We start from the raw sequence: 22,529 nt of genomic DNA on the forward strand, positions 1-22,529 counted from the left end.
ATCCGGACAGCATTCCGCCTCGATAATTTCTACATTTTTTCTCTTACTTAAATCTCTTAGAATTTTACCTACATCAACTTTTATCCGACCATAAATTATTTGCCTTCTATACTTTGGAGCAAAAACAATATGATATTTACATCTCCATTTACTATGTGATAAGCTTTTTACGTCATTCATTGACATTGAACCTCCTATGTTAAAATGTTGTGGTTACCAGACCAACTTCATTTTATCACTAGGAGGTTCTTTCCTTTTCTCTAAGAAATTTTACTGACCCCCAGTTTAACTGGGGGTTTAATCATGCCTATTCGGCGTACAATAAAAAAGAGCAGATATATAATAAAATCTGCTCTTTTCTCATACATTATCAGTACCTTTTAGGCCAATGACCGAACTGACGCTACTGAATCTTCACTTTTACAAGCTGAACGTCTTCTTTCTGCCATTCTCATAGTCTGCGATAAATGTTTTAAAAATAACTCTTGAATATATGGATTTTCTCCTAGTCCTTCATTCCAAATAGAAACACTATAGCCTTCTTCCGTTAACAATGCATAAATCGAATCGGACCGATCGCCCCCTAAATAATCCATTAAATGTGTAGAACCAATTAATGCCAATGGTACCACTAGAATATCTTGATAAGATATTCTATTTAAAATATGTAAAGCTTGTTTAAAATTAGGGAAGCCATTAGCTGTAAAAACTACCATATTAGGTGCTGCACCATATAGACATTTCAGTTGTAATGCACTAAATTCTAGCTGATTCTGTCCATTCGCCATTAATACGATTGCTTTATCGATAGCTTTAGTACTAACATGTTTAACAATTGCTTCAATTGTTGCTGTATAGTCATCCGCATAATTTTTTACGCCTAATGATGTCAATAAAGGTTTTCCTACCGCAATTTGTGTAAAACCATATTCTCTTGTATGAATCATTTTCATAACTTGTTTTCTCATCTGTTGATAACATTGATCACTTACCAAGGCAAATGGTTGAATATAAACTTCTTCTATATCTTCAGCTCTTAAGCTTTGTAAGGCTTCTTGTAAAGTCATAACACGCGTATCGTATTTTTCGTTCCACTTTTCCACTAATGCATCCGATAAGAAAACTCTTCGAATAGCCACATCTCCATAAATAGACTTCACTTTTGATTCCATTGCACCTATTGATTTTTCCACCGCATCTTGATATACCGACCCAAATGATGCAATAATAATTCCTTGTTTTGTCATAGCTAGACCTCCATATATAGTTACAACACCTTTGTTAAATGTACCTTAATGTATATATCACATAACAAATATACTGAAATGTGTTATCATTATTCTATCAATTATCATACGTCATAATCTTAGATTAGTCAATGAGAAATATTATCAATATTGTGTATTTGTGATATTTGACACACTCTTTCTCATTTGATATGATTATGTCAAATGAATATAGGCGATCAAGGTGTACACTATATTAATAGTATATAATGTCGAATATATCCTATTAATATTAGTACTTAATATGAAAAGTGTAGTGAATGCTACCGCGGTCCCGCCACTGTGAAGGGGAGTCCATTCAATACGTCACTGAGTTATATAACTTGGGAAGGCGAATGTAACAATGAACCGAAGCCAGGAGAACTGCCTTGACGATATTACCCAGAACCCACGAGCGATGGATAGGTAATATATACCTATCGTTGGAATGTATCAAACGTATGTATATATGTTCACTTATGTAACGATTTTTCTACTTCATATAGCATATTACATACTGTATCTTCCCCCTAGTATATACGTCCTATCTCTCCTCTTCTGGAGAGATTTTTTATACCTATATTCATGATGTATTTTATTTTATTTTGTAGATAAATTTAAAGGAGAATGTATATGAAACACGCTATCCGAAAAACATTAACTACTACACTTACTATGGCTGTTATGGCAGGTTGTATGGGAGTATCTACTTCTCATGCCGCTTATATGCTAAATGCAGAAGTTACCGATCCTACACCAGCCTTACAACAAGCATCTCAAATTGGCGTAAGAACTTATGAAAATCCTCAACTTCAATACAAAGAAAATAAAGATGCTATTCTTGTTATGAGCTTTGGTACAACATATAAAGATACTCGTGCTAAAACAATCGATGCCACTGTGGATGCAATCAAAGCCGCACATCCAAATACAAAAGTAGTGACTGCTTTTACTTCCCATATCATTCGTGACAGAATCAAAGCTAACGAAGGAATCACATACCCTACTCCTGAAGAAGCACTTGATCAATTAAAAGATGAAGGATATTCTCGTGTAGCATTAACATCTCTTGATGTAATTCCAGGCATGGAATATAACTATGATGTAGCAGTATTTAATCTATATAAACAAAACTTCAAAAAAATGACATTAGGTACTTCTCTAATGTACTGGATGGGTCAAGAAAATCAAAGTGATGACATTATAGAAGCTCTTAATGCACTTAAAACTCAATTCCCTGCAGTAGGAAAACAAGATGCTGTACTAGTTATGGCTCATGGTACTCCAGATCCTTCTAATGCTTATTACTCTGTCATCCAAGATCGTATCACATCTATGGGATTACCTAACACATACATCTATACAGTAGAAGGTTGGCCTTCCCTAGAAACTGTTATTCCTCAATTAAAAGCAAAAGGCATCAAACATGTAACATTAATGCCTCTAATGATGGTTGCTGGTGATCACGCTAATAACGATATGGCTGGTGATGAACCTGATTCTCATAAATCCATTCTAGAAAAAGAAGGATTTGCTGTAGATACTTATATCCATGGTATTGGTGAAAACACTGCAATACGTCAATTATTTGTAGAACGTGCTAATGAAGCTTGGAATGCATTAGTAAAATAATTTACATAGTATACAAGAAAGTGTGAATGATTGTGAAAAAGAACTTTCTTCTCTTAGTTATTTGTATTATTACCCTACTATGTGCGGGTTGTAATAAAAATATAGGCTCTAATGCAGAGGCAACTAAAAATATAACCTTTAAGGGAGAAACGTACACAGTACCATCTAATCCAGAAAAAATAATTACTCTCTCTAACTCGTTGCTATCTATGCTAGATGCTGTTGATGGTAAGGCAATCGCTAGAGTAGAAACTAACGATCCTCTACCTGATAAATTAGCTGCCTTACCTACTATTGGTCATACATCAACACCTTCTGTAGAGGCAATCATTGGTATGCACCCAGACTTAATATTAGGGCTAGCTAATCAACATGATAAACTAAAAGATCAATTAACAAGTAATCATTTGCCTTACATACTAATTAATTATGATGGCATCAATGATAACATTCCTCTCATCACATTATTAGGTCAATTAACTAATCACACTGATAAAGCTAATGCGGTTATTGAAAAGTATACAAAACAAGTTGATGCGGTAAAAGAAGCCGTTAAACATGTGACTCCCGCTAAAGTAGCTATTTTACGAGCTACCGGTAAAAGTGTAACCGCAGAAACGAATTTGGCGATTACTGGTTCTATGATAGAAGAACTAGGTATGCAAAATGTAGTTATGAATCATTATACTGACAATGGTAAACACAGCAAAACAATCCCTTACTCCTTAGAAACGTTAGCAGCGGATAATCCAGATATTATCTTCGTTGTAACCATGGGTAAGGAAGCTGATATTACAGCTACTATGCAAAAAGAAATGACTAATAATCCTGCGTGGAATGAATTAAGTGCTGTTAAACAACAGAAAGTCTTTTATTTACCATCAAAATTATTTTTATTAAATCCAGGATTGGATACACCGAGTGCTATGGCTACATTAGTACAAGATGCGTATGGAATTACTATTCCTTCAGAAAAATAATAATCTACTAAATTCGATGATTATCTTTTATATGTATCTAAACTAATCTAATAAAGAGCTGTCATACAGAAATAATCTGTATGGCAGCTCTTTATGTATAATAATCATTTTATATCTATACACTAACTAAATCTATAAACTATAAAATCATATCCAATAGTTTCATACTATAGTGATAGATTCATAAATGTATTCTACCTAGTAGCAAAAAAATAATAACAATACAAAATATTCTAGTGAAGACAACTAGCAATTATACTTCTAATGTAACCATAATGTAATCATACTACTTATTATAATAATCCATGAATTTGTACTGACAACTGATTATTTTCATACCGAACATCGCCATTAACCATAAAAATATCTCGTAACATATGCTTGGTCATAACTGCTTTTGGGGTTCCATGTAATGCCAAGGTTCCTTGATGTATTACTGCAATCTGATGCGAATACCTCGCTGCCTGATTAAGTTCATGCAATACCATAAGTACTGTCATATGACTCTCTTTATTCAATCGTCGTAAAAGTTCCATAATTTCAAATTGATGATTAATATCTAAATACGTAGTTGGTTCATCCAATACAAGCATTTTGGGATTCTGTGCTAGCGCCATCGCAATCCATACCCTTTGTCGTTCCCCTCCCGATAAGGAGCTAACTAGTTGCTTGCGTAAATGTGTCACTTTAGTAAATTCTAATGACTCTGAAATAATCTCTCTATCTTCTTTAGCCGTATTCTTCCACCAATTTTGATAAGGAAATCTTCCACACCCTACCAGTTCTTCTACGATCATATCTTTTGGAATATCTGGTGTTTGTGGTAAAAATGCTAAATATTGTGCTAAAGCGCGGCGTGAATACGTTTCTATATCTTTTCCATTAATCCGAATAGAACCTGTAACGCTATGATTATAGCCTACCATAGCTTTTAACAAAGTACTTTTACCACAACCATTAGGCCCAATCAATGTAGTAATTTTCCCTTGAGGTATCTGCCAAGTAATATCATGAAGTACACACTTCTTATTAAAAGAAATGGACAAGTTATTAACTTCTATCGCTGTTGTTTCCGTGAAGTTACTATCATTCGATGCTTCTATAGAAGGGGTACTAATCACGTTTGTGTCTACTTTGTGCGTCTGCGATACAGGTGATGGTACACTAATCAAGTCAGAACCATCATGAGTTATTTGCTTTATAACACTAGAAGCATGAATTTTTATAGATTCATCTACACTCATATTACTCTCTCCTCAATAAATATAAGAAAAATGGAGCTCCAAAGAAAGCCATAATAATCCCAACAGGAATCTCAACCGGACTTACTATCGTTCGACCAATCGTATCACTAATAACTAGTACAATGGCTCCCATACAAGCAGAACTAGGAATTAAAAATCGATAATCCGTACCAATAATCATCCTCATAATATGAGGTACAATAAGTCCTACAAATCCAATTAATCCTGCAATACTAACTGCACCAGCAGCTAATAAAGATGCTACGGCTGTCATTATGAATCGCGTCTGTTCAACTGGTAAGCCAAGTCCTTTGGCCGTTTCATCACCCAAGCTCAAAATGGTCAATCGTTTCGCACCCATACATGCCAATACTAATCCTACAACTGTATAAGGAGCTAATACATACACTTGTGGCCAACTTCTAGCCGATAGTCCACCTACCATCCATAACAATGCCCCTTGTACGCGATCACCATAAAAGACTAATAGTGCAGAAATACCTGAACCTAAAAAAGCAGACACAGCCACCCCGGCCAATATAATTCGTGTGGGGCGAATTCCATTTTTCCATGCTAATACATAGACCAAGATTGACGCGCTTAGCGCACCCAAGAATGCTACCATAGGAACAATATATTCATAACTAGGAAATAAAATAAGAACTATAATCCCTGCTAACCCGGCACCAGAAGAAACACCTACAATCTGTGGATCTGCTAAAGGATTTTTCATAACTGCCTGTAATATAGCACCCGATACAGCTAAGCTAGCACCTACTAAGGCAGCCACAATATTACGTGGCAAGCGAATATTCCAAATAACCATTTCCTCAGTTGTACGAATAGTATCTGTCATAATCGTATGAATAATAGTCGATAAGCTAATTTCTACTGCTCCATATATCATCGATATAATTAAAGCTAGAATAGCCATACATGCCAAAGCGATAAGAATAATACCCCTATCAATTATTCTATTCTTATTACCTAGAATCATAACATTCTCCTGTCGTAAAAATAATGAAAAAAGTTGTACCCACACAACCTACTTGCATAAAGTACAACTCCTTTCCTGTAGAATATAATTGCTAATTTTACTTTATAAATAATGAATAGATATCTTTATAAGCATATTCTACGTATATAAAATGATAATACATTACTAGTCACTTCCACAGTAAAGCATAGTACTATTAATGTACAATTATTCTATTACGATTCTATCAATAGCTATACCTTACTATGATCCATATCTCACCTTATACACATTGAGAATATTATTTTTTGCCTTGTACAAATAACATATCATCTCTTTTGACACCTGTATAAAGCAATGCGTTTATAACAGACGCAGCAATAGGACTACCACCTTTATTGCCTTTCACTGTAATGTATGGAACAGGTGATACTTCCATTAAATAATCCTTTGATTCAGCAGCGCCTACAAATCCAACAGGAATTCCTACAATCAATGCAGGCTTAATATTTTCTTCTAAGGCAAGACGCAATACTTCATACAACGCTGTTGGTGCGTTACCAATAGCCACTACTTGACCGTCCAATTGTTTTCCAAATGTACGCATAGCCGCAATCGAACGAGTTACGCCTAATTCCTTAGCCATAGCCGCTACTTTTTCATCTTTAATCAGACAATGTACTTCGTTACCGTGAATTTTTAGTGCTGGTTTACTAATACCTGTGCGAACCATCTCTACATCGGTGAAAATATCCGCCCCATTTTGTAATGCTTCAATACCTTTTTGAACCGCATTAGGACTAGTACGAACTAAATTAGCATAATCCACATCCCCAGATGCATGAATAGTGCGAGAGTATACTCTGATTTCATCATCTGTTAAATTTAAATCTTTTACATACGGATAAATTAATTCCATACTCTTATCTTCAATTGCTTTAGGATTTTTTACGTAATCCATCGATTTGTTCCTCCCATATATCAAAAAATTCTTCAATAGAATTTGCGATTGGACCATCAATTGCAATCGCCGGTCTATCAATAACAATAACATGTACACCTAGATCAATAGCTGCCTGTAATTTAGTATCTGCGCCCCCTACAAGCCCAGAATTTTTCATAATAACTACATCAGCTTTTGTATCAGCAAACATAACTTTATTCATATCATAACTAAAAGGGCCTTGCATAGCTATAATAAATTTAGGACTCACACCTAACTCTTCCATAATGCCTAACACTTCTGCCGTTGGTAACACTCGAGTCCATACAGATTTATCTTGTAATGCAGGTGCTTGGGCAAAGACTTTCATAGTCTTACTACCAGTAGTTAAATAAATACGCTCCCCTAAGCTACCAGCTAATTGAGCTGCTTCTGCTTCATTAGCTACATGATGCAGTTTATCGTAATTAGGTAATGGTACCTCTTGACGTTCAAATCGAATAAAAGGAATGTGCATCTCTTTAGCTGCCTCTTGTGCTGTAGCAGTCACAATAGCTGCATAGGGATGACTAGCGTCAACTAATATATCAATCTGCTTGTCTTTGATCATTTGACACATCGCTGCTTTATCAAGCCTACCCGTATATACTTCAATACCTTCATGCTGTGACAGCTTAGCACCATAAGTACTGACTACAGATACAAGAACATTTTCTTGTATTGTTTCTTGAATTCTTACGGCTAAAGTACGTCCATCCAATGTGCCTGCAATAACCCAAATCATAATTTATATCCTCTAGGTGTGATCATGCGTCCATTTTCAACATATGTATTACTATTGCCAATAATAACTAGTGTTTGCATATCAACTTCTTCTTTTGTAAAGTTTTCTAAATCAGAAATAACCATATGTTGACCTGCACGACCAGCTTTTTGCACAATGCCTACTGGAGTCTTAGGATCTCTATGTTGTAACACCAACTCTCTAACTTCATCTAAATGAGTAATTCTTTTTTTACTTCTTGGATTATATAAAGCAATAACCATATCTCCTTCTGCACAAAGGGAAGCACGTTTTTTTATCAAATCCCATGGTGTCATCAAATCACTTAAACTGATGACAGCAAAATCATGCATTAATGGAGCCCCTAATACAGATGCTGCCACATTAACAGCGCTCAATCCAGGAATGATTTCAACAGTAGGGCGCTTTTCTACATCTATTTTGTTAGCTAATTCAATAACTAATCCTGCCATTCCATAAATACCAGAATCTCCACTTGATACAACAACTACTTCATGCCCTTCTACCGCTAAATCTACAGCTTGTTGACACCGATCTACTTCTTGCATCATCGCAGTACCTACAGTTTTTTTATTGCCAATCAAATCTTTAATTAACTCTAAGTATGTTAAATACCCTACTACTCGATCAGCCGCTAAAATCGCTTCTCGTGCTTGCGGTGTCATAAATTCTTCATTACCTGGTCCAATGCCGATAACTTTAATTCTACCTGTGCAATGGCTACCGTTGTTTTGGGATATATTGTTTTCTTTTGTATTAATGTCTGGCTTTGTGCCATTAATAATGCTGTTGTCTCGCATACGTTTCCTACTCCTATAGTCTTTTTAACAAAATCAGATGTTGATATATTAGAATTTTCTACAATAGATGCTATTTCTTCTTGTGTAAAAAATGTAATGGGCCAATGTAATTCATTGACGGCCTCTAATAGCCCCTCTTCATCAGCTTTAACAATAACTGATGCTGCACTCATTACACTTTTATATGATCTCCCTATATTCTTTAATGAATTTTGAATAGCCTCCATAATTAATATTTTAGAAGTATTGCGCCTACAACCAATACCGATTGTCATGGTAGGAGGACGCAATACTAATGCATGAGTGCTTATATTATGTGGTAAATTAAGCAATTGATCTGTTACAATTACACAAGGTCCCTCTTCTTTATTGATTTCTTTGGATGTACCATTAACTATTGATACCAATGTAACGGGAATTACTAACTGTGATTCACCCAATATTTTTCTCGTAAACTCTTGAATAAAAGAACTATATTCTCCTGCTAGAACTAATGAATTATCAATATAGTACGAAACACTCTGTTTTTCTACAATCGCCGCATTCACTCGTTTTAACACAGAAAAATCATCGACTCGAAAATGTAGTTTTCTCGCAATAACATCGGGTGCTGGATATCCATTCACATCAGTAGCTGTTGTAATAATAGGCTCTGCATTGACTCCTAAAGCAATCTCTGATGCCCATTCATTAGCTCCACCCAAATGTCCTGATAGCAGGCTAATCGCATAATGTCCAGCTTCATCCATAACCACAATGGCTGGATCAAGAGACTTATGCTTAATAAACGGAGCAATCATTCTTACTACAATGCCGGTAGCCATAATGCAAAGAATGCGATCGTAATTCAGAAATAAGTCTTCCATCAACGGTTTCATCGTTGAAAATAAATAGGCCTTTTTACCGCTTATTTTTCCATCCTTTTCATAGCAATCTGCGTCAGGGATGACTTCTGCTTTAATACGTTGTCCTAATAAAGCCGCCTTCTTAGTTACAGAAATAATTGCTGTCTTCATTACTCTTTAGCACTCCGATACATATGACTAAATCCCTTGTCATATAATTTGGATAACTCATAGTCACTATCTAGCACATGACTAACTACAATCATTGCCTGTCGTATAACACCTTCATTTTGTACAATATCACAAATAGTCTCTAAAGTACCACGAATGATGCGTTGATCTGGCCATGAAGCTTTTACAACAATAGCTACTGGTGTTGTTTTATCATAACCACCTTCAATCAGCTGCTCTACTACCTTATCCATCATTTGTACACTCAAAAAGATACACATAGTAGCCTCATGAGATGCTAACATAGATAACTTTTCTTTAGGAGGCATCGGTGTACGACCCTCCATACGAGTAATAATAACTGTTTGCGATACATTAGGTAATGTATATTCTTGTCGTAACGCAGCAGCTGTTGCTAAAAATGAACTAACTCCAGGAATCACTTCATAAGAAATATCTAATTCTTGTAAACGATCCATTTGTTCTTGAATAGCTCCGTAAATTGCTGGATCTCCTGTATGCAAGCGAACGACTTGTTTATGATTAGCCACGGCGGTCTTTATTACTTCAATTACTTCATCAAGATTCATTGTGGCACTATTATAAATTTCGCACTCCACTTTACAAGCTTTTAAAATTTCAGGATTCACAAGTGATCCAGCATAAATAACAACATCAGCTTCTGACACGACGCGATACCCTTTACGAGTAATTAACTCTGGATCTCCAGGGCCAGCTCCGACAATATGTACTTGTGCCATATTATTTCTCCTCTTTTCTTTTAATCGCAGTAACAATAAAAATAGGGCTTAATGGATTCATTAAATGATAAGGTCCTGCTTTACGATACCGATTAACTTGAACTTGAAATCCTTCATACGTAAATGGACGACCTTTTAACTCTTTTAAAATAGCAGCACCTGTTTCCATAGTCACTGCAGTAACTACTAATCTGCCATCTATTTTTAAAAGTCGTTGTGCTTCATCCACAATGCCACTTAAATTACCTGCACTACCACCAATAATAACCGCATCTAAGGTCGGTAAATTTTCCATACCTTCAGGTGCTTTTGACTCAATAATCGTCAAATTTTTTACATTAAATTTTTCTGCATTTTGCCGAATTAAATCCGTTGCTTTCTCAAAGCGTTCAATCGCATATACATGTCCTTTTGAGGCACCTAATGCCGCTTCAATGGAAATAGATCCCGTCCCTGCGCCTACATCAAGAATAATACTATCTTCATCTACACGCGCTTCATTCATGACAATCATACGAATTTCTTTTTTCGTCATTGGTACTTCACCACGAATAAATTCGTCATCGTCTATACCAAAAAAATGTCTCATCCCATCACCACCAATACAGAATGACAAAAACCTTCTAAGTGAATCATCTCTTCTAGCGTTCTACGCTCGATATGTTCATCTTCATAGCTCAATCTTTCACAGGCGGCCGCTTTCGTAATAGGAGGCCACCCCAATTCAATTAAATATGCTGCAATCTTAGCAGGATTATATTCATTGTCCGTTAAGAAGCCCATTTTTTTCCCTTTGTGATATGCTAACTTTTCTACTGCTGGCACTCTTCCATGGAAGCTCATTAAATCTGCATCTTGCCAAACTTCATGCAATCTTGCAAAAGCAAATGTCATAGAACTTAATCCTGGTATCACCTCTATAGGCACATGAGAGAATTTCTTTTTCAAATACGGCAACAAACTATAGTAGCCTGTATCACCGCTTACCATGACAGTCACATCATGATGTAGTAACTGCTCTTCTATAAATGCTGTCAACTCTCCTAACTTACCTGTAATCGGATACGTTACTTGTTGTTCTGTAGAAAAATCAGCTAATGCTCGTGCACTACCTACTAAGATAGTTGCACGACGAATGATGTCTAATCCTTTTGGCACCACATAATCAGGATTACCCGGTCCAATGCCTACGACATACAAGGTATGTTCCATCGTTCTTCTTCTCCTATTTCTTTTGCACGCTTGTCAACGGCTAATATTTCACCTTTTAATGTAGCTATAATAATGCCTACCTTTGCTTCATTCGCGATATATCTTTCAGATCGCATAGAGGCTCGCTCCGCAATGCGTTGATACACATTAGTTAAACCAGCTTCCTCTAAAATAGGCATAGCTGCTTCTGTTGTTTGACAGGCAAATAATTTTTGTGCCACTTCTGTTGAAGCCCCTTCTAATGCAGCATAAGCAACTAAACTCTCCATGCGACCATCGCTCATGCGATTATGCGTATGAAAACTACCACTAGCTAATTTAATTAGCTTACCTACATGCCCAATAATTACAATTTGCTTAAATCCAATTTCTACGCACTTTTCTAACATAAACCCAATAAAATTACTAGTTTCTGCCAATTGATTTTTTTCTAGTCCCAATACATTACAAGCAATGTCTTCTCCAATACGTCCTGGCGTTAAAATCGCAGTTTTACAACCATTAGCTTTCATTACCTGTAACTGTGGTACTAAGGAATTCTTAAATCCTTCTTCACTCATTGGTTTAACAATGCCCGTAGTACCAATAATAGAAATGCCACCTTCAATTCCCAATGTATGATTGAGAGTTTTCTTAGCTAGTCGTTCTCCATCTGGTACACTAACTGTAACTTGCACACCAATCCCCTTAGGGCCTAACGCAAAATCCTCAAATACAATTTTCATCATGCGCCTTGGTCCAGGATTAATAGCAGGTTCTCCTTTAGGGGTAGATAGACCATCTTTTGTAACAGTTCCTACGCCAAATCCAGCAGCAAAAGTAAGCTCTCCGCTAGTATTTAACTCAATAGCAGTTACTATATCTGTGCCATGAGTTACATCTGGATCATCCCCCGCATCTTTCATGATTGTAACCTGTGCCGATGTATCAGACAAGATGGTAATGCTCTTTACAGGCACTTGAATATGCTGACCTTGTGGATTTTCAATGATAACTTTTTCTGCTTGTTTATGATCTAATAATGCCAACAAGCCTGCCTTCATGCCTGCTGTGGCACAAGATCCAGTTGTATAGCCACCCTTCATCTCTTCTGGTTTTAATTGAGCCATGGTTCCTCCTTTTCAGATGGTATCAGCTATTTATATAATTAGTAATAGCCCAAATTAATTCACTAGTATAACTATATGGTCCTAGTCAATTGAAAAGGTATCGAGTATATTGCAACTAGTCAACATCTCAATATAAGCATGTATAATCGAAAACTTATAATAGACTAATGAGTTACCAATTATGCGTTAATGGTCATAATAGAGTGCCTTACATCACTCCATATATTACGAGCGGAAATTAACAAATTGCAATTCTACTGGTACATCCAAGTCTTTTAACATTTGAATAACAGATTGCAAGTCATCTTTATCTTTACCAGACACACGCACCTGATCTTCCTGAATCGACGCATTGACTTTTAATTTCATGCCTTTAATAGCCTTAACAACATCTTTGGCGTTCTCTTTAGAAATACCTTTTTTGATAGTAATAATTTGTCGTACTGTACCACCTGATGCTGATTCCACTTTTCCATACTCTAGGTTTTTTAGTGACACATTCCTCTTCACCATTTTCCCTTTTAATACATCAATGACAGCACTTAATTTATAATCATCATCTGCTATAATTTTAAGACTGTCACCATCTAGTGTAATTTCACATTTACTACCACGAAAGTCATACCGTGTACCAATTTCCTTTTGTGCTTGATTAACTGCATTAGTCACTTCTTGCATATCCACTTCAGATACTACATCAAACGAACAGTCTTTAGCCATATATGTAAACCTCCTAAAATTATAATCTATAACTATTTTATTTTACCATATATTCATCTATTTCGTCCCTTTATTTTCTATAAATATTTAAATTTTTATATATAGTTTTCTCCACATAACAATATGTATACTTATGCTTAATCATATCCATCCTGTCTAGCATATAGTATAATAAATTCATACTATTAATTTTATGATACATTGCATCAATCTATTGTAAAAATAAGGCCCTAGAAAATTTTCTAGAATAAAATAAATACATCGCAAATTTGCATCATACTCATAGCGGTAACTTATTACATATAACTCATTTTTAGTAAGTTCATACAACTATAGTACCTAGTATTACATATAAACTATCTCAAAAAATTTAAATAACAGGATTTCTTATGCAGCCATTATTAACAATACCTATCAACAAAAATATTCACTCCATTTCGATTAATCACGCTATTAAAAAAGCACATATTTCTCAAGCTATGCGACGTAAGCTTAAAAATCAAGGCACATTTCTATGCAACCAAGTTCCCTGTAACTGGAACACTCTGTTACATGGAGGAGATATATTATCCGTGTTTTTAGAAGAGAGACAATCCTTTTCTCCCTATGAATTCCCCCTCTCTATTGTCTATGAAGATGACTACATCATAGTAGTGGATAAGCCTTATAATTTATTAGTGCATCCCACTTCTACAGAAAGATTACATACCCTTGCAAATGCTGTGACTTACTATTATCAACAAACAAATCAACACTCTTCTTTCCATCCAGTACATCGGCTCGATAAAAATACATCTGGTCTTATTATCATTGCTAAATCTGCCATCGTACAACATGCTTTCACTAAACAACATACCCCGATTTATAAGGTATACCAAGCCATTATAGAGGGGAGTTTGCCCATAGCATTAGGCACCTTACATTGGCCTATAGGAAGATGTACTGGTAGTATCATTGAACGAATTTGTACGAGTAATGGCAAATTAGCTCATACTGATATTCAAGTAATACGTCGCTATGCGCAGTATACTCATATACAATGCATTTTACACACAGGGAGAACACATCAAATCCGTGTGCATTTAGCTCAATTAGGCTATCCTTTACTAGGTGATGATATATATGGTGGTTCCTTACGTTATCTCTCACGCCATGCTTTACATGCTATAGGGCTGCAATTCGTCCACCCCATGACAAAAAGAGAGGTAATACTATCTTCTCCACTACCTTCGGATATGAAAGCACTATTGATTCCCCCCCAATAACAACTATCATCTACACTCAGTAGATCAAAAATGCCTTATCACACATGACAACGTCCCTCTAAAAAAGTATTAATTCGTTCTTTTAATGAATTACCTATAGCACTTTATCTAAGTTCTTGCTATACTTAATTTGATATATGCACTTATTTCAATTACTATCATCACACAAATGTGTGTGTAGCTAAGGAGGAATACTAATGCCATTAGTAACAACAACAGAAATGTTCGAAAAAGCCTATAAAGGCGGTTATGCGATTGGTGCTTTCAATGTAAATAATATGGAAATCGTACAAGGCATTGTAGATGCGGGCAAAGCAGAACAATCTCCATTAATTCTTCAAGTATCTGCTGGTGCAAGAAAATATGCTAAACATATTTATCTTGTAAAATTAGTAGAAGCAGCTTTACAAGATAGTGAAGATTTACCAATTGCCTTACATCTTGATCATGGAGATTCCTTTCAGATTTGTAAAGACTGTATTGATGGTGGTTTCACATCTGTCATGTATGATGGATCTCATTTAGATTTCGAAGAAAATATTAAAATAACAAAACAAGTTGTAGACTATGCTCACGCTCATGGTGTTGTAGTAGAAGCTGAATTAGGACGTCTTGCTGGTGTAGAAGACGACGTGAATGTCAGTGATAAGGATGCACGTTTTACAGACCCTGATCAAGCGGTTGAATTTGTAGAACGAACTGGTGTTGACTCCTTAGCCATTGCCATTGGTACAAGTCATGGTGCCTATAAATTTAAAGGTGATCCATATTTAGACTTTGACCGATTAGAAAAAATTGGCAATTTGTTACCAAACTTCCCTATTGTACTACATGGTGCCTCTTCTGTATTACCTGAATTTGTAAAAAAATGTAACGAATTCGGTGGCAATATTCCAGGTGCTCAAGGTGTTCCAGAAGAAATGTTGCGTAAAGCTGCTACAATGGCTGTCTGCAAAATTAATATTGATACTGATCTACGCTTAGCCATGACTGCATCTGTTCGTGAATTTTTACAAAAAAATCCTTCCGAATTTGATCCGCGTAAATATCTTGGTCCAGCTCGTAGCGCTATTCAAGGCATGGTACAACATAAAATTAAAGATGTACTAGGTTCTTCTCATAAAATCTAATGCTACCATCTGTTTCAGAAAAGACGGTGACTCTCATAAGATTCACCGTTTTTTATATTGAGTAAACTTCCTCATATATGCTACAATTGATAATTGAAGTATATACATTTATGCGTAATGTGCATTATATAATAGTATCCATATCGATAATGATATGGTAGGAGTGATTATGGTCAATCGATTTTTAAAAGGAACTTTTATCCTGACTATTGCAGGTTTTGTCGTTAAAGCTATTGGCAGTATTAATTGGATTTTACTGTCTCGCATTTTAGGTGGTGAAGGCATTGGTATTTATCAAATGGCTTTTCCCATTTATCTACTTGCCTTGCAAGTATCAAGTGCTGGTATCCCCATTGCTATCTCCATTATAACTGCTGAAAAACTAGCTCTCAACGACTATAAAGGGGCCTCTCGCGTTTTCAAATTATCTTTTAATTTGTTATTTATTACAGGCTTACTTTTTAGCGTGCTTACCTTTTTCGGTGCCGATTGGTTTATTGCAAGTGGGTACATTCGTGAAGCTAGAGCCTATTATTCAATCATCGCTTTAGCACCTGCCATTTTTTTCGTCACTCTCATCTCTTGTTTTAGAGGTTATTTACAAGGGTGGCAACTAATGACACCAACAGCTATCAGTCAAATTATAGAACAACTCTTACGAGTTGTCGTTATGCTGGTAGCCGCTGCTATTTTACTACCTTATGGTCTAGATAAAGCGGCCGGTGGTGCTAGTATGGGTGCTGGTATTGGTGCATTTGGTGCCTTACTTGTTCTTCTTTACTATTACTGGAAATTACCTAAAGCACCGTCTCAAGGAGAACTCTATCAAGGTGTACAGGAAACCTCAAGTTCAATTTTATCCCGTTTAATCAGATTAGCTATTCCAATTTCTTTGGCAAGCATTATGCTGCCATTAGTAGCTAACTTAGATTTATTTATCGTACCCCGTCAATTAGAAGTAGCAGGCTATTCCACTGCGCAAGCTACAGAGCTATTTGGTTACTTAACAGGTATGGCTGTACCACTCATTAATCTTGCAACGATTATTACAGCTGCATTAGCCACAAGTATTGTTCCTGCTATCTCTAATTTAGTAGCCAAGAAAGATGGGCAAGGCATATTTTATCGTACTGCTGGAGCAATGCGTATGACATTTTTAGCCACTGTGCCTTTTAGTATTATGTTATTTGTACTGGCTAAACCTGTGGTTACATTAATTTATAATGCACCTCGCGCCGAAGAGGCAACACAAATCTTAGCGATTGCTATTTTCTTTTTAGGACTACATCAAGTAACAACTGCCATTTTACAAGGCCTTGGAAAACCTACATTACCAGTTATCAATATGGCACTTGCTTGTATTGTAAAAGTTATATTAAATTGGAATTTAACTGCCATTCCTTGGTTAGGTATTGCAGGTGCTTCCTATGCTACTGTAGCAGATATTGCATTTGCAGCTATTTTAAATCTATTTTATATAAAAAAATATACAGGATATTTCCTAGACATATCCATCCTTTGGAAAAATGTGGTAAGTGCCACCATTATGGGGGGCATTATGTATCTATCATACCATGCATTAGAGCCAACAATGCCTATGGTATTTAACTTTCTATTAATCGGTATAGAAGGCGGTGCTTCCTATATCGTAATTATGATACTAGTGAAAGGCCTTAATAAATACGATGGTGCCAGAATGCCATTACTAGGAAGGTTCTTTCAGTAAATAAAAACTATCCTTAAGCAAAGCTTCTTTATTAGAAATTTTGTCTAAGGATAGTTTTATTATTTCTACTTACAGTTACAAGACTCTATATATTTCCACACTCTTTCTAAATAACTGCATGTTACTATTTCTTCTTTTCAATGATATCATTAGAACAATGCATCACTCTATGCTTACTATAATGCCAACCACGACGATCATCATATGCATCCGGTGAATCCACTTTAAAGCATTCAAAAAGTTCCATTTGAGCAGCTAAGGAAAGTTGTTTCTCATTTCTAAGTGATTTGCACCGAGATGAACCTCTACTAGTAGTTACGCCACTACTAGAATGCCGTCGTCTAGTAATTCCCAATTCTTTTCTAATCAATCTCACTTGTTCTTCTATTTTACGTCTCATACGATCACAAGGTGTAACACCATTATAATAACCATAAATCTGCTCATAAATTAAACCCGTTTTTTTACAAAACGTTTCTAAATCTAGGGTTGTGCTTTCAATAAGTTCTGGTATCGATTTTCTCGTATTAATCATGCCGCACTCCTCATATAATATACGAATTCAAGTATCAGTCTTTTAAATACGTGTAAGAAGAATGTATTTCAACTATTTTATAAGTTTTTTTATTGTATCCTCTACAAATCGTTCTTTATCCTTTCTTAATAACTTTAATCGTTTCAACAAATTATCTTCTTCTTCACATTTTTCTAAATAGGCATTTACAAATTGTTCTTCTTCATTCTTAGAAAGAATTGGAATTTGAATCCCCGATAAATCACTAATACTGATAGTTTTAATCGTATTTCCTTTTACAATTTTATCTAACTCTCTTTGCCCCACACTACTATTTAAGTAGCTCATAAGATATATAGGATTGATTCTGTCCTCACTACTTACAATCATATATAAATTACCATTACAAAGAATGTCTTTCTTTTCCATATCGCGCACCATTGCTGCTTTAAATGGTGCCAATTTGCTCATTATAATTGTATTCTTACCAATCTTAGGGCTCTTATAGTCCAAATCCTCTTTTAATGATGCCACAGTATCTAAATCGATAAATTCACTCACTATATCCTTAGGTGTGATATATCTGATAGAAGTATTTGTCTCACTTATCATTTGATCTAATTCATTCGCTCGTAATAAACTACCACGACTAATTTTACAAGCTTTACCTAACTCTATAGCAGGAGAAGAAAACTCCATACCTTTCCCATAACGACTAGGCGTAAAAATATACTCCTGGTCTTCGATAGCAGGAATCGAAATAGTCAATGACTTATCATTACTAAAATATAACTTTTTAATATCCTCTATATTATCTTCTAATAATGTATTTTGTCGTCTACCTTTTGTAAAGATATCGGTGGCATCAATCATTTTTACCGTTTTATTCCCCTCTGAAAATATAAGTATCGCCATAGGAGTTAGATTATTATATAGTAAATTAGGTGGTAATTGAATAACCGCTTGTAGCAACCCTTTTGTAACAATCCCTTTTCTTAATATAGATTGTGCTACATTATCTAGTGCACTCATAGGAAGAAGGACCACTAGTAATTCATCATTACTATTTATACTACTCAATCTACTAAGAACAGTCCCCCACATACCACGCCCTAAAGCCTTTTCTAAATCGTTTACATCAAAACCATGATATATACTACGAGGTGTACTAACTAAATTATTTTCTTCTATAAAAGAATGCCTATTTCTACTCATATCTATATCGCTTTTTTTCCCTTTTTTTAAAGGATACATAATACGTATAGTGCCACACTTGGCTTCTTCTAGTTCTTTTACCTCTTTTTTATAATAATATGTAATGATACTATCTAATACGCCACCCTTTAAACGTACCAACATTTCCTCTTCTTCACTACCTACATATACTCTGAATTCTTTTGCATAACCTTCTAAAGCCGCATAGACAAAAAAGAACGAATTACTGCCAGTCCATATATTGCCATTTTTTTGTTTTCTATCAATTAGCGTATCTATTAATTGATATACTGACATTGATACATTAGATCGCAACAAATCAGAAAATAATATATATGCAGCCAATTCACATGTAGACATCTCTAGAAGTTCATCTGAAATATGACCATATCTACATAAGGTATCTTTAATCAAGTTATCTAATTGCACATGGCGGTCCATCATGTCACTTTCAAAAATACTCTGTCTTCCTCGTCCTTTTATTTTATTCATATAGGCAAACATAACAATAACAATTTGCTCAATATCTCTCCTTGGCGCACGAGGTCTCATAGTAATCTTTTTATTAATTCTAAAAATAATATCTTGTATTGCTCCCTCTGATAATCCCTGTAATTCTAATGCCAATTGCTTATTCATACTAGCCAACTCCTTTTCATAAATATATCATTTGGTTTTTTTTAACCACTTCATGTCATTATAATACATCAACATGTATTTTATGTCAATGGTTTTTTTTAACCATTTTTATTTATTTAAAAAAAATGGCTATACACACATATGCATAGCCATCTTCTGAGTATATAAAAATAAATTATTTAATAGGGCCGAACCATTTTTCATAAATTTTTTGATACGTACCATCTTCTTTAAGTTCTTTTAAAGCTTTATTAATTTGTTGAAGTAATTCTTTATCATCTTTGCGAACACCCATAGCAATGCCTGGAGAATCAGTTGGTTGTCCTGTTAATTTTAAGTCTTTACTTGCCCCTTGTGCGAGATAATATTTAGCTACTGCTGTATCTAATATAGCCGCATCAACTGTACCCGCTTGTAATTCCATGAACATTTGAGAATTTCCATCTACTTCTTTCACAGTTGTACCAGGAATTTTATGTGCCATTTCAACAGGAACAGTACCAATTTGTACAACAATACGTTTATTAGCTAATGAGTCAAAATCTTTGATATCCGTATTGTCCTTTCGAGTGATAATACTAAATCCCCCATCATCATAATAAGAATCTGAGAAATTGATTGCTTTTTCACGTTCTGGTGTTGGATTCATACCAGATGCAATAACATCGATATCTTTTGATTGTAAGGCTGGCACTAACGCATCAAAGCCCATGCTCTTAAATTGGTATTTATATCCCATTTTTTCAGCAAGTGCCTTTGTTAGATCCATGTCAAATCCTACATATTGATCATTTTCAGAAAACTCAAATGGAGGAAATGTGGTTTCAGCACCAAATGTTAAGACTTTCTCCTTTGATTCTTCATTACCACAACCAGCAAACAAGCCAACAGCCAAAATTCCTACTGTTGCCACTAAGGCTAGTTTTTTTACTGTTTTGCTCATACAATTAAACATAACTAACTCCTTTCACACTTCTATACGAATTATAAATGTATATCTATTTGATAATTATACATCACTAGTATATAATTATCAATATAAAATTAAAATTAATTAATTTTCACTGCATATATATACATAATATACATTTCAAGACAAGGAGAATGTGATATGAATCAATTACAACAGATATTTATCAAGGAAATTAATAAGCATATATCCACTGCGGAACATGTAAATCATCAATTGGCCACACATCCTGAGTTATCTGGGCAAGAATATGAATCATCAAAATTATTATGTACTATCTGCGAATCTGCTGGTATGAATGTGGAACGTGATTTTATTGGCTTGCCTACGGCATTCCGTGCGAATGTAGTACGTGCTAATAATCCGCAAGGTAAATTAGCCATTTTATGCGAATACGATGCTTTACCAGATATTGGGCACGGGTGCGGACATTGTGCAAGTGGTAGTATGAGCCTATTAGCTGCATTAACATTGCACGAAATGTACAATACTAGTTCTATGGCTAACTCATCTACAATGGATATCGACCTCATTGGGACTCCTGATGAAGAAGCTACTGGTTGCAAAGTTGATATGGTTAAGGCTGGTATTTTTAACGACTATGACTATGCTATTATGGTTCACCTCGATGGAATCGAATCACGAGCTAAGGCTCAATTTTTAGCTCTTGATAATTTTAGAGTTCGCTATCACGGTAAAACAGCTCATGCCGCTTCTAACCCTTGGGATGGTGTAAATGCATTAAATAGTGTGCAACTAGCCTTAACAGCAATCGACATGTTGCGTCAACAGGTGCGCCCTGAAACACGTATCGGCAGTTGGATTATTACTGGTGGAAAAGCGGCCAATGTCATACCTGACTTTGCTGAATTTGAATGTTGCATTCGTCATACAGACAGACAATATCTTAATACAGTTACTGAAAAAGTAAAGAAGATCTTTGAGGCCGCCGCTATGGCAACTGGTACAACGGTAGACTATACATTTTATGGTAATCCTTACGATAATATGAATATAAATCAAAATGGTATTACTCTTCTTGAAGATATTATGGCACAACTGAACATCGACTTTAACCCTAATCCCCCTACAGAATTAGGCAGTTCTGATATTGGATCTGTTAGCTTTCAGTGCCCTGCATTCCATCCATACTTACGATTGGCTGGCAAAGATAAAGTGTGTCATACTATTGAATTTGCTAATGCTATGTTAGAACCTACCATCACAAAAACTATTCAAGAAGGAGCAATGATTATCGGTGTATCATTATTAGAGTTAATAAGTCATCCTCAAAAACTAAGAGCTATAAAAGAAGAATTTTATCACTCTATAAATAATCTATAATACGCTAATATAATAACTACATTCTCTAACAATAAAAAATAGTAACATGGTACAATCACTGGTAGTCACTATACTAGACTATCACGATACAACACCATGTTACTATTTTTTATATACGTTTATGCACTATTTATATCATCACACTATAACTATACATAGATATAAGAATAGATGAAACGCAACCACTTATGACTCACCTTAGATTAAATCTTCCTTATCTATTTTCAATCATGCCCTATGTCATACACACTATTATACAGGAC

Annotated in this window: 22 protein-coding genes and 1 riboswitch; of the genes, 6 read left to right on the forward strand and 16 right to left on the reverse strand. The window is 35.3% G+C overall.

Translation table 11 applies throughout. The features are described from left to right. On the reverse strand, nucleotides 1-180 hold a 180-nt coding region (gene tnpA, locus K357_RS0100005; protein ID WP_038113265.1), incomplete at its 3' end, for an IS200/IS605 family transposase. 200 nt (nucleotides 181-380) lie between these two features. After that, the gene (locus K357_RS0100010) at nucleotides 381-1,247 is read right to left on the reverse strand and encodes a sirohydrochlorin cobaltochelatase (protein ID WP_028256865.1); all 867 of its coding nucleotides are present in this window, start codon (nucleotides 1,245-1,247) and stop codon (nucleotides 381-383) included. Between the two features lie 240 nt (nucleotides 1,248-1,487). After that, nucleotides 1,488-1,671: riboswitch (cobalamin riboswitch) on the forward strand. Between the two features lie 269 nt (nucleotides 1,672-1,940). Here K357_RS0100010 and K357_RS0100015 point away from each other — a divergent pair. Next, complete coding sequence (locus K357_RS0100015; RefSeq protein ID WP_051211934.1) at nucleotides 1,941-2,897, forward strand: sirohydrochlorin cobaltochelatase; 957 nt, start codon at nucleotides 1,941-1,943, stop codon at nucleotides 2,895-2,897. A gap of 32 nt (nucleotides 2,898-2,929) precedes the next feature. Then, on the forward strand, nucleotides 2,930-3,877 hold the full coding sequence (locus tag K357_RS0100020; RefSeq protein WP_028256867.1) for an ABC transporter substrate-binding protein: 948 nt from the start codon (nucleotides 2,930-2,932) through the stop codon (nucleotides 3,875-3,877). Between the two features lie 293 nt (nucleotides 3,878-4,170). On the opposite strand, the gene K357_RS0100025 is transcribed toward K357_RS0100020, so the two are convergent. The 11 genes from K357_RS0100025 to K357_RS0100075 all read right to left on the reverse strand — a co-directional run bounded on the left by K357_RS0100025 (nucleotide 4,171) and on the right by K357_RS0100075 (nucleotide 13,463). Then, complete coding sequence (locus K357_RS0100025; RefSeq protein ID WP_081658359.1) at nucleotides 4,171-5,121, reverse strand: ABC transporter ATP-binding protein; 951 nt, start codon at nucleotides 5,119-5,121, stop codon at nucleotides 4,171-4,173. A 1-nt stretch (nucleotide 5,122) separates the two neighbouring features. After that, nucleotides 5,123-6,055: a FecCD family ABC transporter permease gene (locus K357_RS0100030; RefSeq protein WP_244869360.1), complete on the reverse strand. Its 933-nt coding sequence runs from the start codon at nucleotides 6,053-6,055 to the stop codon at nucleotides 5,123-5,125. 343 nt (nucleotides 6,056-6,398) lie between these two features. Next, the gene (locus K357_RS0100035; RefSeq protein ID WP_028256870.1) at nucleotides 6,399-7,058 is read right to left on the reverse strand and encodes a precorrin-8X methylmutase; all 660 of its coding nucleotides are present in this window, start codon (nucleotides 7,056-7,058) and stop codon (nucleotides 6,399-6,401) included. Further along, nucleotides 7,036-7,824 carry a precorrin-6A reductase gene (gene cobK / locus K357_RS0100040; RefSeq protein WP_028256871.1) on the reverse strand — a complete coding sequence of 263 codons (789 nt, stop codon included), beginning with the start codon at nucleotides 7,822-7,824 and terminating at the stop codon, nucleotides 7,036-7,038. Before cobK ends, K357_RS0100035 begins: the two co-directional genes overlap by 23 nt. Further along, a complete protein-coding gene (cobJ, locus tag K357_RS0100045; protein WP_028256872.1) occupies nucleotides 7,821-8,510 on the reverse strand; it encodes a precorrin-3B C(17)-methyltransferase in 690 nt (229 codons plus the stop codon). The genes cobK and cobJ overlap by 4 nt, the downstream gene beginning before the upstream one ends. After that, a complete protein-coding gene (locus K357_RS08430) occupies nucleotides 8,507-9,661 on the reverse strand; it encodes a cobalt-precorrin 5A hydrolase (RefSeq protein WP_051211915.1) in 1,155 nt (384 codons plus the stop codon). The genes cobJ and K357_RS08430 overlap by 4 nt, the downstream gene beginning before the upstream one ends. Next, entirely contained in the window at nucleotides 9,661-10,422 is a 762-nt protein-coding gene (cobM, locus tag K357_RS0100055) for a precorrin-4 C(11)-methyltransferase (protein ID WP_028256873.1), read from the reverse strand. Before cobM ends, K357_RS08430 begins: the two co-directional genes overlap by 1 nt. A 1-nt stretch (nucleotide 10,423) precedes the next feature. After that, nucleotides 10,424-11,011: a precorrin-6Y C5,15-methyltransferase (decarboxylating) subunit CbiT gene (gene cbiT / locus K357_RS0100060; RefSeq protein WP_028256874.1), complete on the reverse strand. Its 588-nt coding sequence runs from the start codon at nucleotides 11,009-11,011 to the stop codon at nucleotides 10,424-10,426. Then, nucleotides 11,008-11,634, reverse strand: coding sequence for a precorrin-6y C5,15-methyltransferase (decarboxylating) subunit CbiE (gene cbiE / locus K357_RS0100065; RefSeq protein WP_028256875.1), 627 nt, complete (start codon nucleotides 11,632-11,634; stop codon nucleotides 11,008-11,010). The genes cbiT and cbiE overlap by 4 nt, the downstream gene beginning before the upstream one ends. Next, nucleotides 11,610-12,743, reverse strand: coding sequence for a cobalt-precorrin-5B (C(1))-methyltransferase CbiD (cbiD, locus tag K357_RS0100070; RefSeq protein ID WP_028256876.1), 1,134 nt, complete (start codon nucleotides 12,741-12,743; stop codon nucleotides 11,610-11,612). The genes cbiE and cbiD overlap by 25 nt, the downstream gene beginning before the upstream one ends. 225 nt (nucleotides 12,744-12,968) lie before the next feature. Continuing rightward, nucleotides 12,969-13,463 (reverse strand): YajQ family cyclic di-GMP-binding protein, encoded by a 495-nt coding sequence (locus K357_RS0100075; protein ID WP_028256877.1) that lies wholly within the window; start codon nucleotides 13,461-13,463, stop codon nucleotides 12,969-12,971. 389 nt (nucleotides 13,464-13,852) lie between these two features. Between K357_RS0100075 and K357_RS0100080 the strand changes: the two genes are divergently transcribed. The 3 genes from K357_RS0100080 to K357_RS0100090 all read left to right on the forward strand — a co-directional run bounded on the left by K357_RS0100080 (nucleotide 13,853) and on the right by K357_RS0100090 (nucleotide 17,584). Next, nucleotides 13,853-14,728: an RluA family pseudouridine synthase gene (locus K357_RS0100080; RefSeq protein WP_028256878.1), complete on the forward strand. Its 876-nt coding sequence runs from the start codon at nucleotides 13,853-13,855 to the stop codon at nucleotides 14,726-14,728. 197 nt (nucleotides 14,729-14,925) lie between these two features. Beyond that, complete coding sequence (gene fba / locus K357_RS0100085) at nucleotides 14,926-15,858, forward strand: class II fructose-1,6-bisphosphate aldolase (RefSeq protein ID WP_028256879.1); 933 nt, start codon at nucleotides 14,926-14,928, stop codon at nucleotides 15,856-15,858. Between the two features lie 169 nt (nucleotides 15,859-16,027). After that, the gene (locus K357_RS0100090; protein WP_028256880.1) at nucleotides 16,028-17,584 is read left to right on the forward strand and encodes a putative polysaccharide biosynthesis protein; all 1,557 of its coding nucleotides are present in this window, start codon (nucleotides 16,028-16,030) and stop codon (nucleotides 17,582-17,584) included. Nucleotides 17,585-17,708: 124 nt separating this feature from the next. Here K357_RS0100090 and K357_RS0100095 read toward each other — a convergent pair whose 3' ends face one another. From K357_RS0100095 to K357_RS0100105, 3 genes are all read right to left on the reverse strand, one after another. Next, nucleotides 17,709-18,119, reverse strand: coding sequence for a hypothetical protein (locus tag K357_RS0100095; protein ID WP_028256881.1), 411 nt, complete (start codon nucleotides 18,117-18,119; stop codon nucleotides 17,709-17,711). Nucleotides 18,120-18,191: 72 nt separating this feature from the next. After that, the gene (locus tag K357_RS0100100; RefSeq protein ID WP_028256882.1) at nucleotides 18,192-19,952 is read right to left on the reverse strand and encodes an N-6 DNA methylase; all 1,761 of its coding nucleotides are present in this window, start codon (nucleotides 19,950-19,952) and stop codon (nucleotides 18,192-18,194) included. 175 nt (nucleotides 19,953-20,127) lie between these two features. Further along, on the reverse strand, nucleotides 20,128-20,907 hold the full coding sequence (locus K357_RS0100105) for a basic amino acid ABC transporter substrate-binding protein (protein ID WP_414625597.1): 780 nt from the start codon (nucleotides 20,905-20,907) through the stop codon (nucleotides 20,128-20,130). A 156-nt stretch (nucleotides 20,908-21,063) separates the two neighbouring features. Between K357_RS0100105 and K357_RS0100110 the strand changes: the two genes are divergently transcribed. After that, on the forward strand, nucleotides 21,064-22,266 hold the full coding sequence (locus K357_RS0100110; protein ID WP_071838015.1) for an amidohydrolase: 1,203 nt from the start codon (nucleotides 21,064-21,066) through the stop codon (nucleotides 22,264-22,266). Nucleotides 22,267-22,529: the final 263 nt, after the last annotated feature.

Origin of the sequence: Veillonella montpellierensis DSM 17217, from assembly GCF_000426745.1 — a bacterium.
Classification (GTDB): Bacteria; Bacillota; Negativicutes; order Veillonellales; family Veillonellaceae; genus Veillonella; species Veillonella montpellierensis.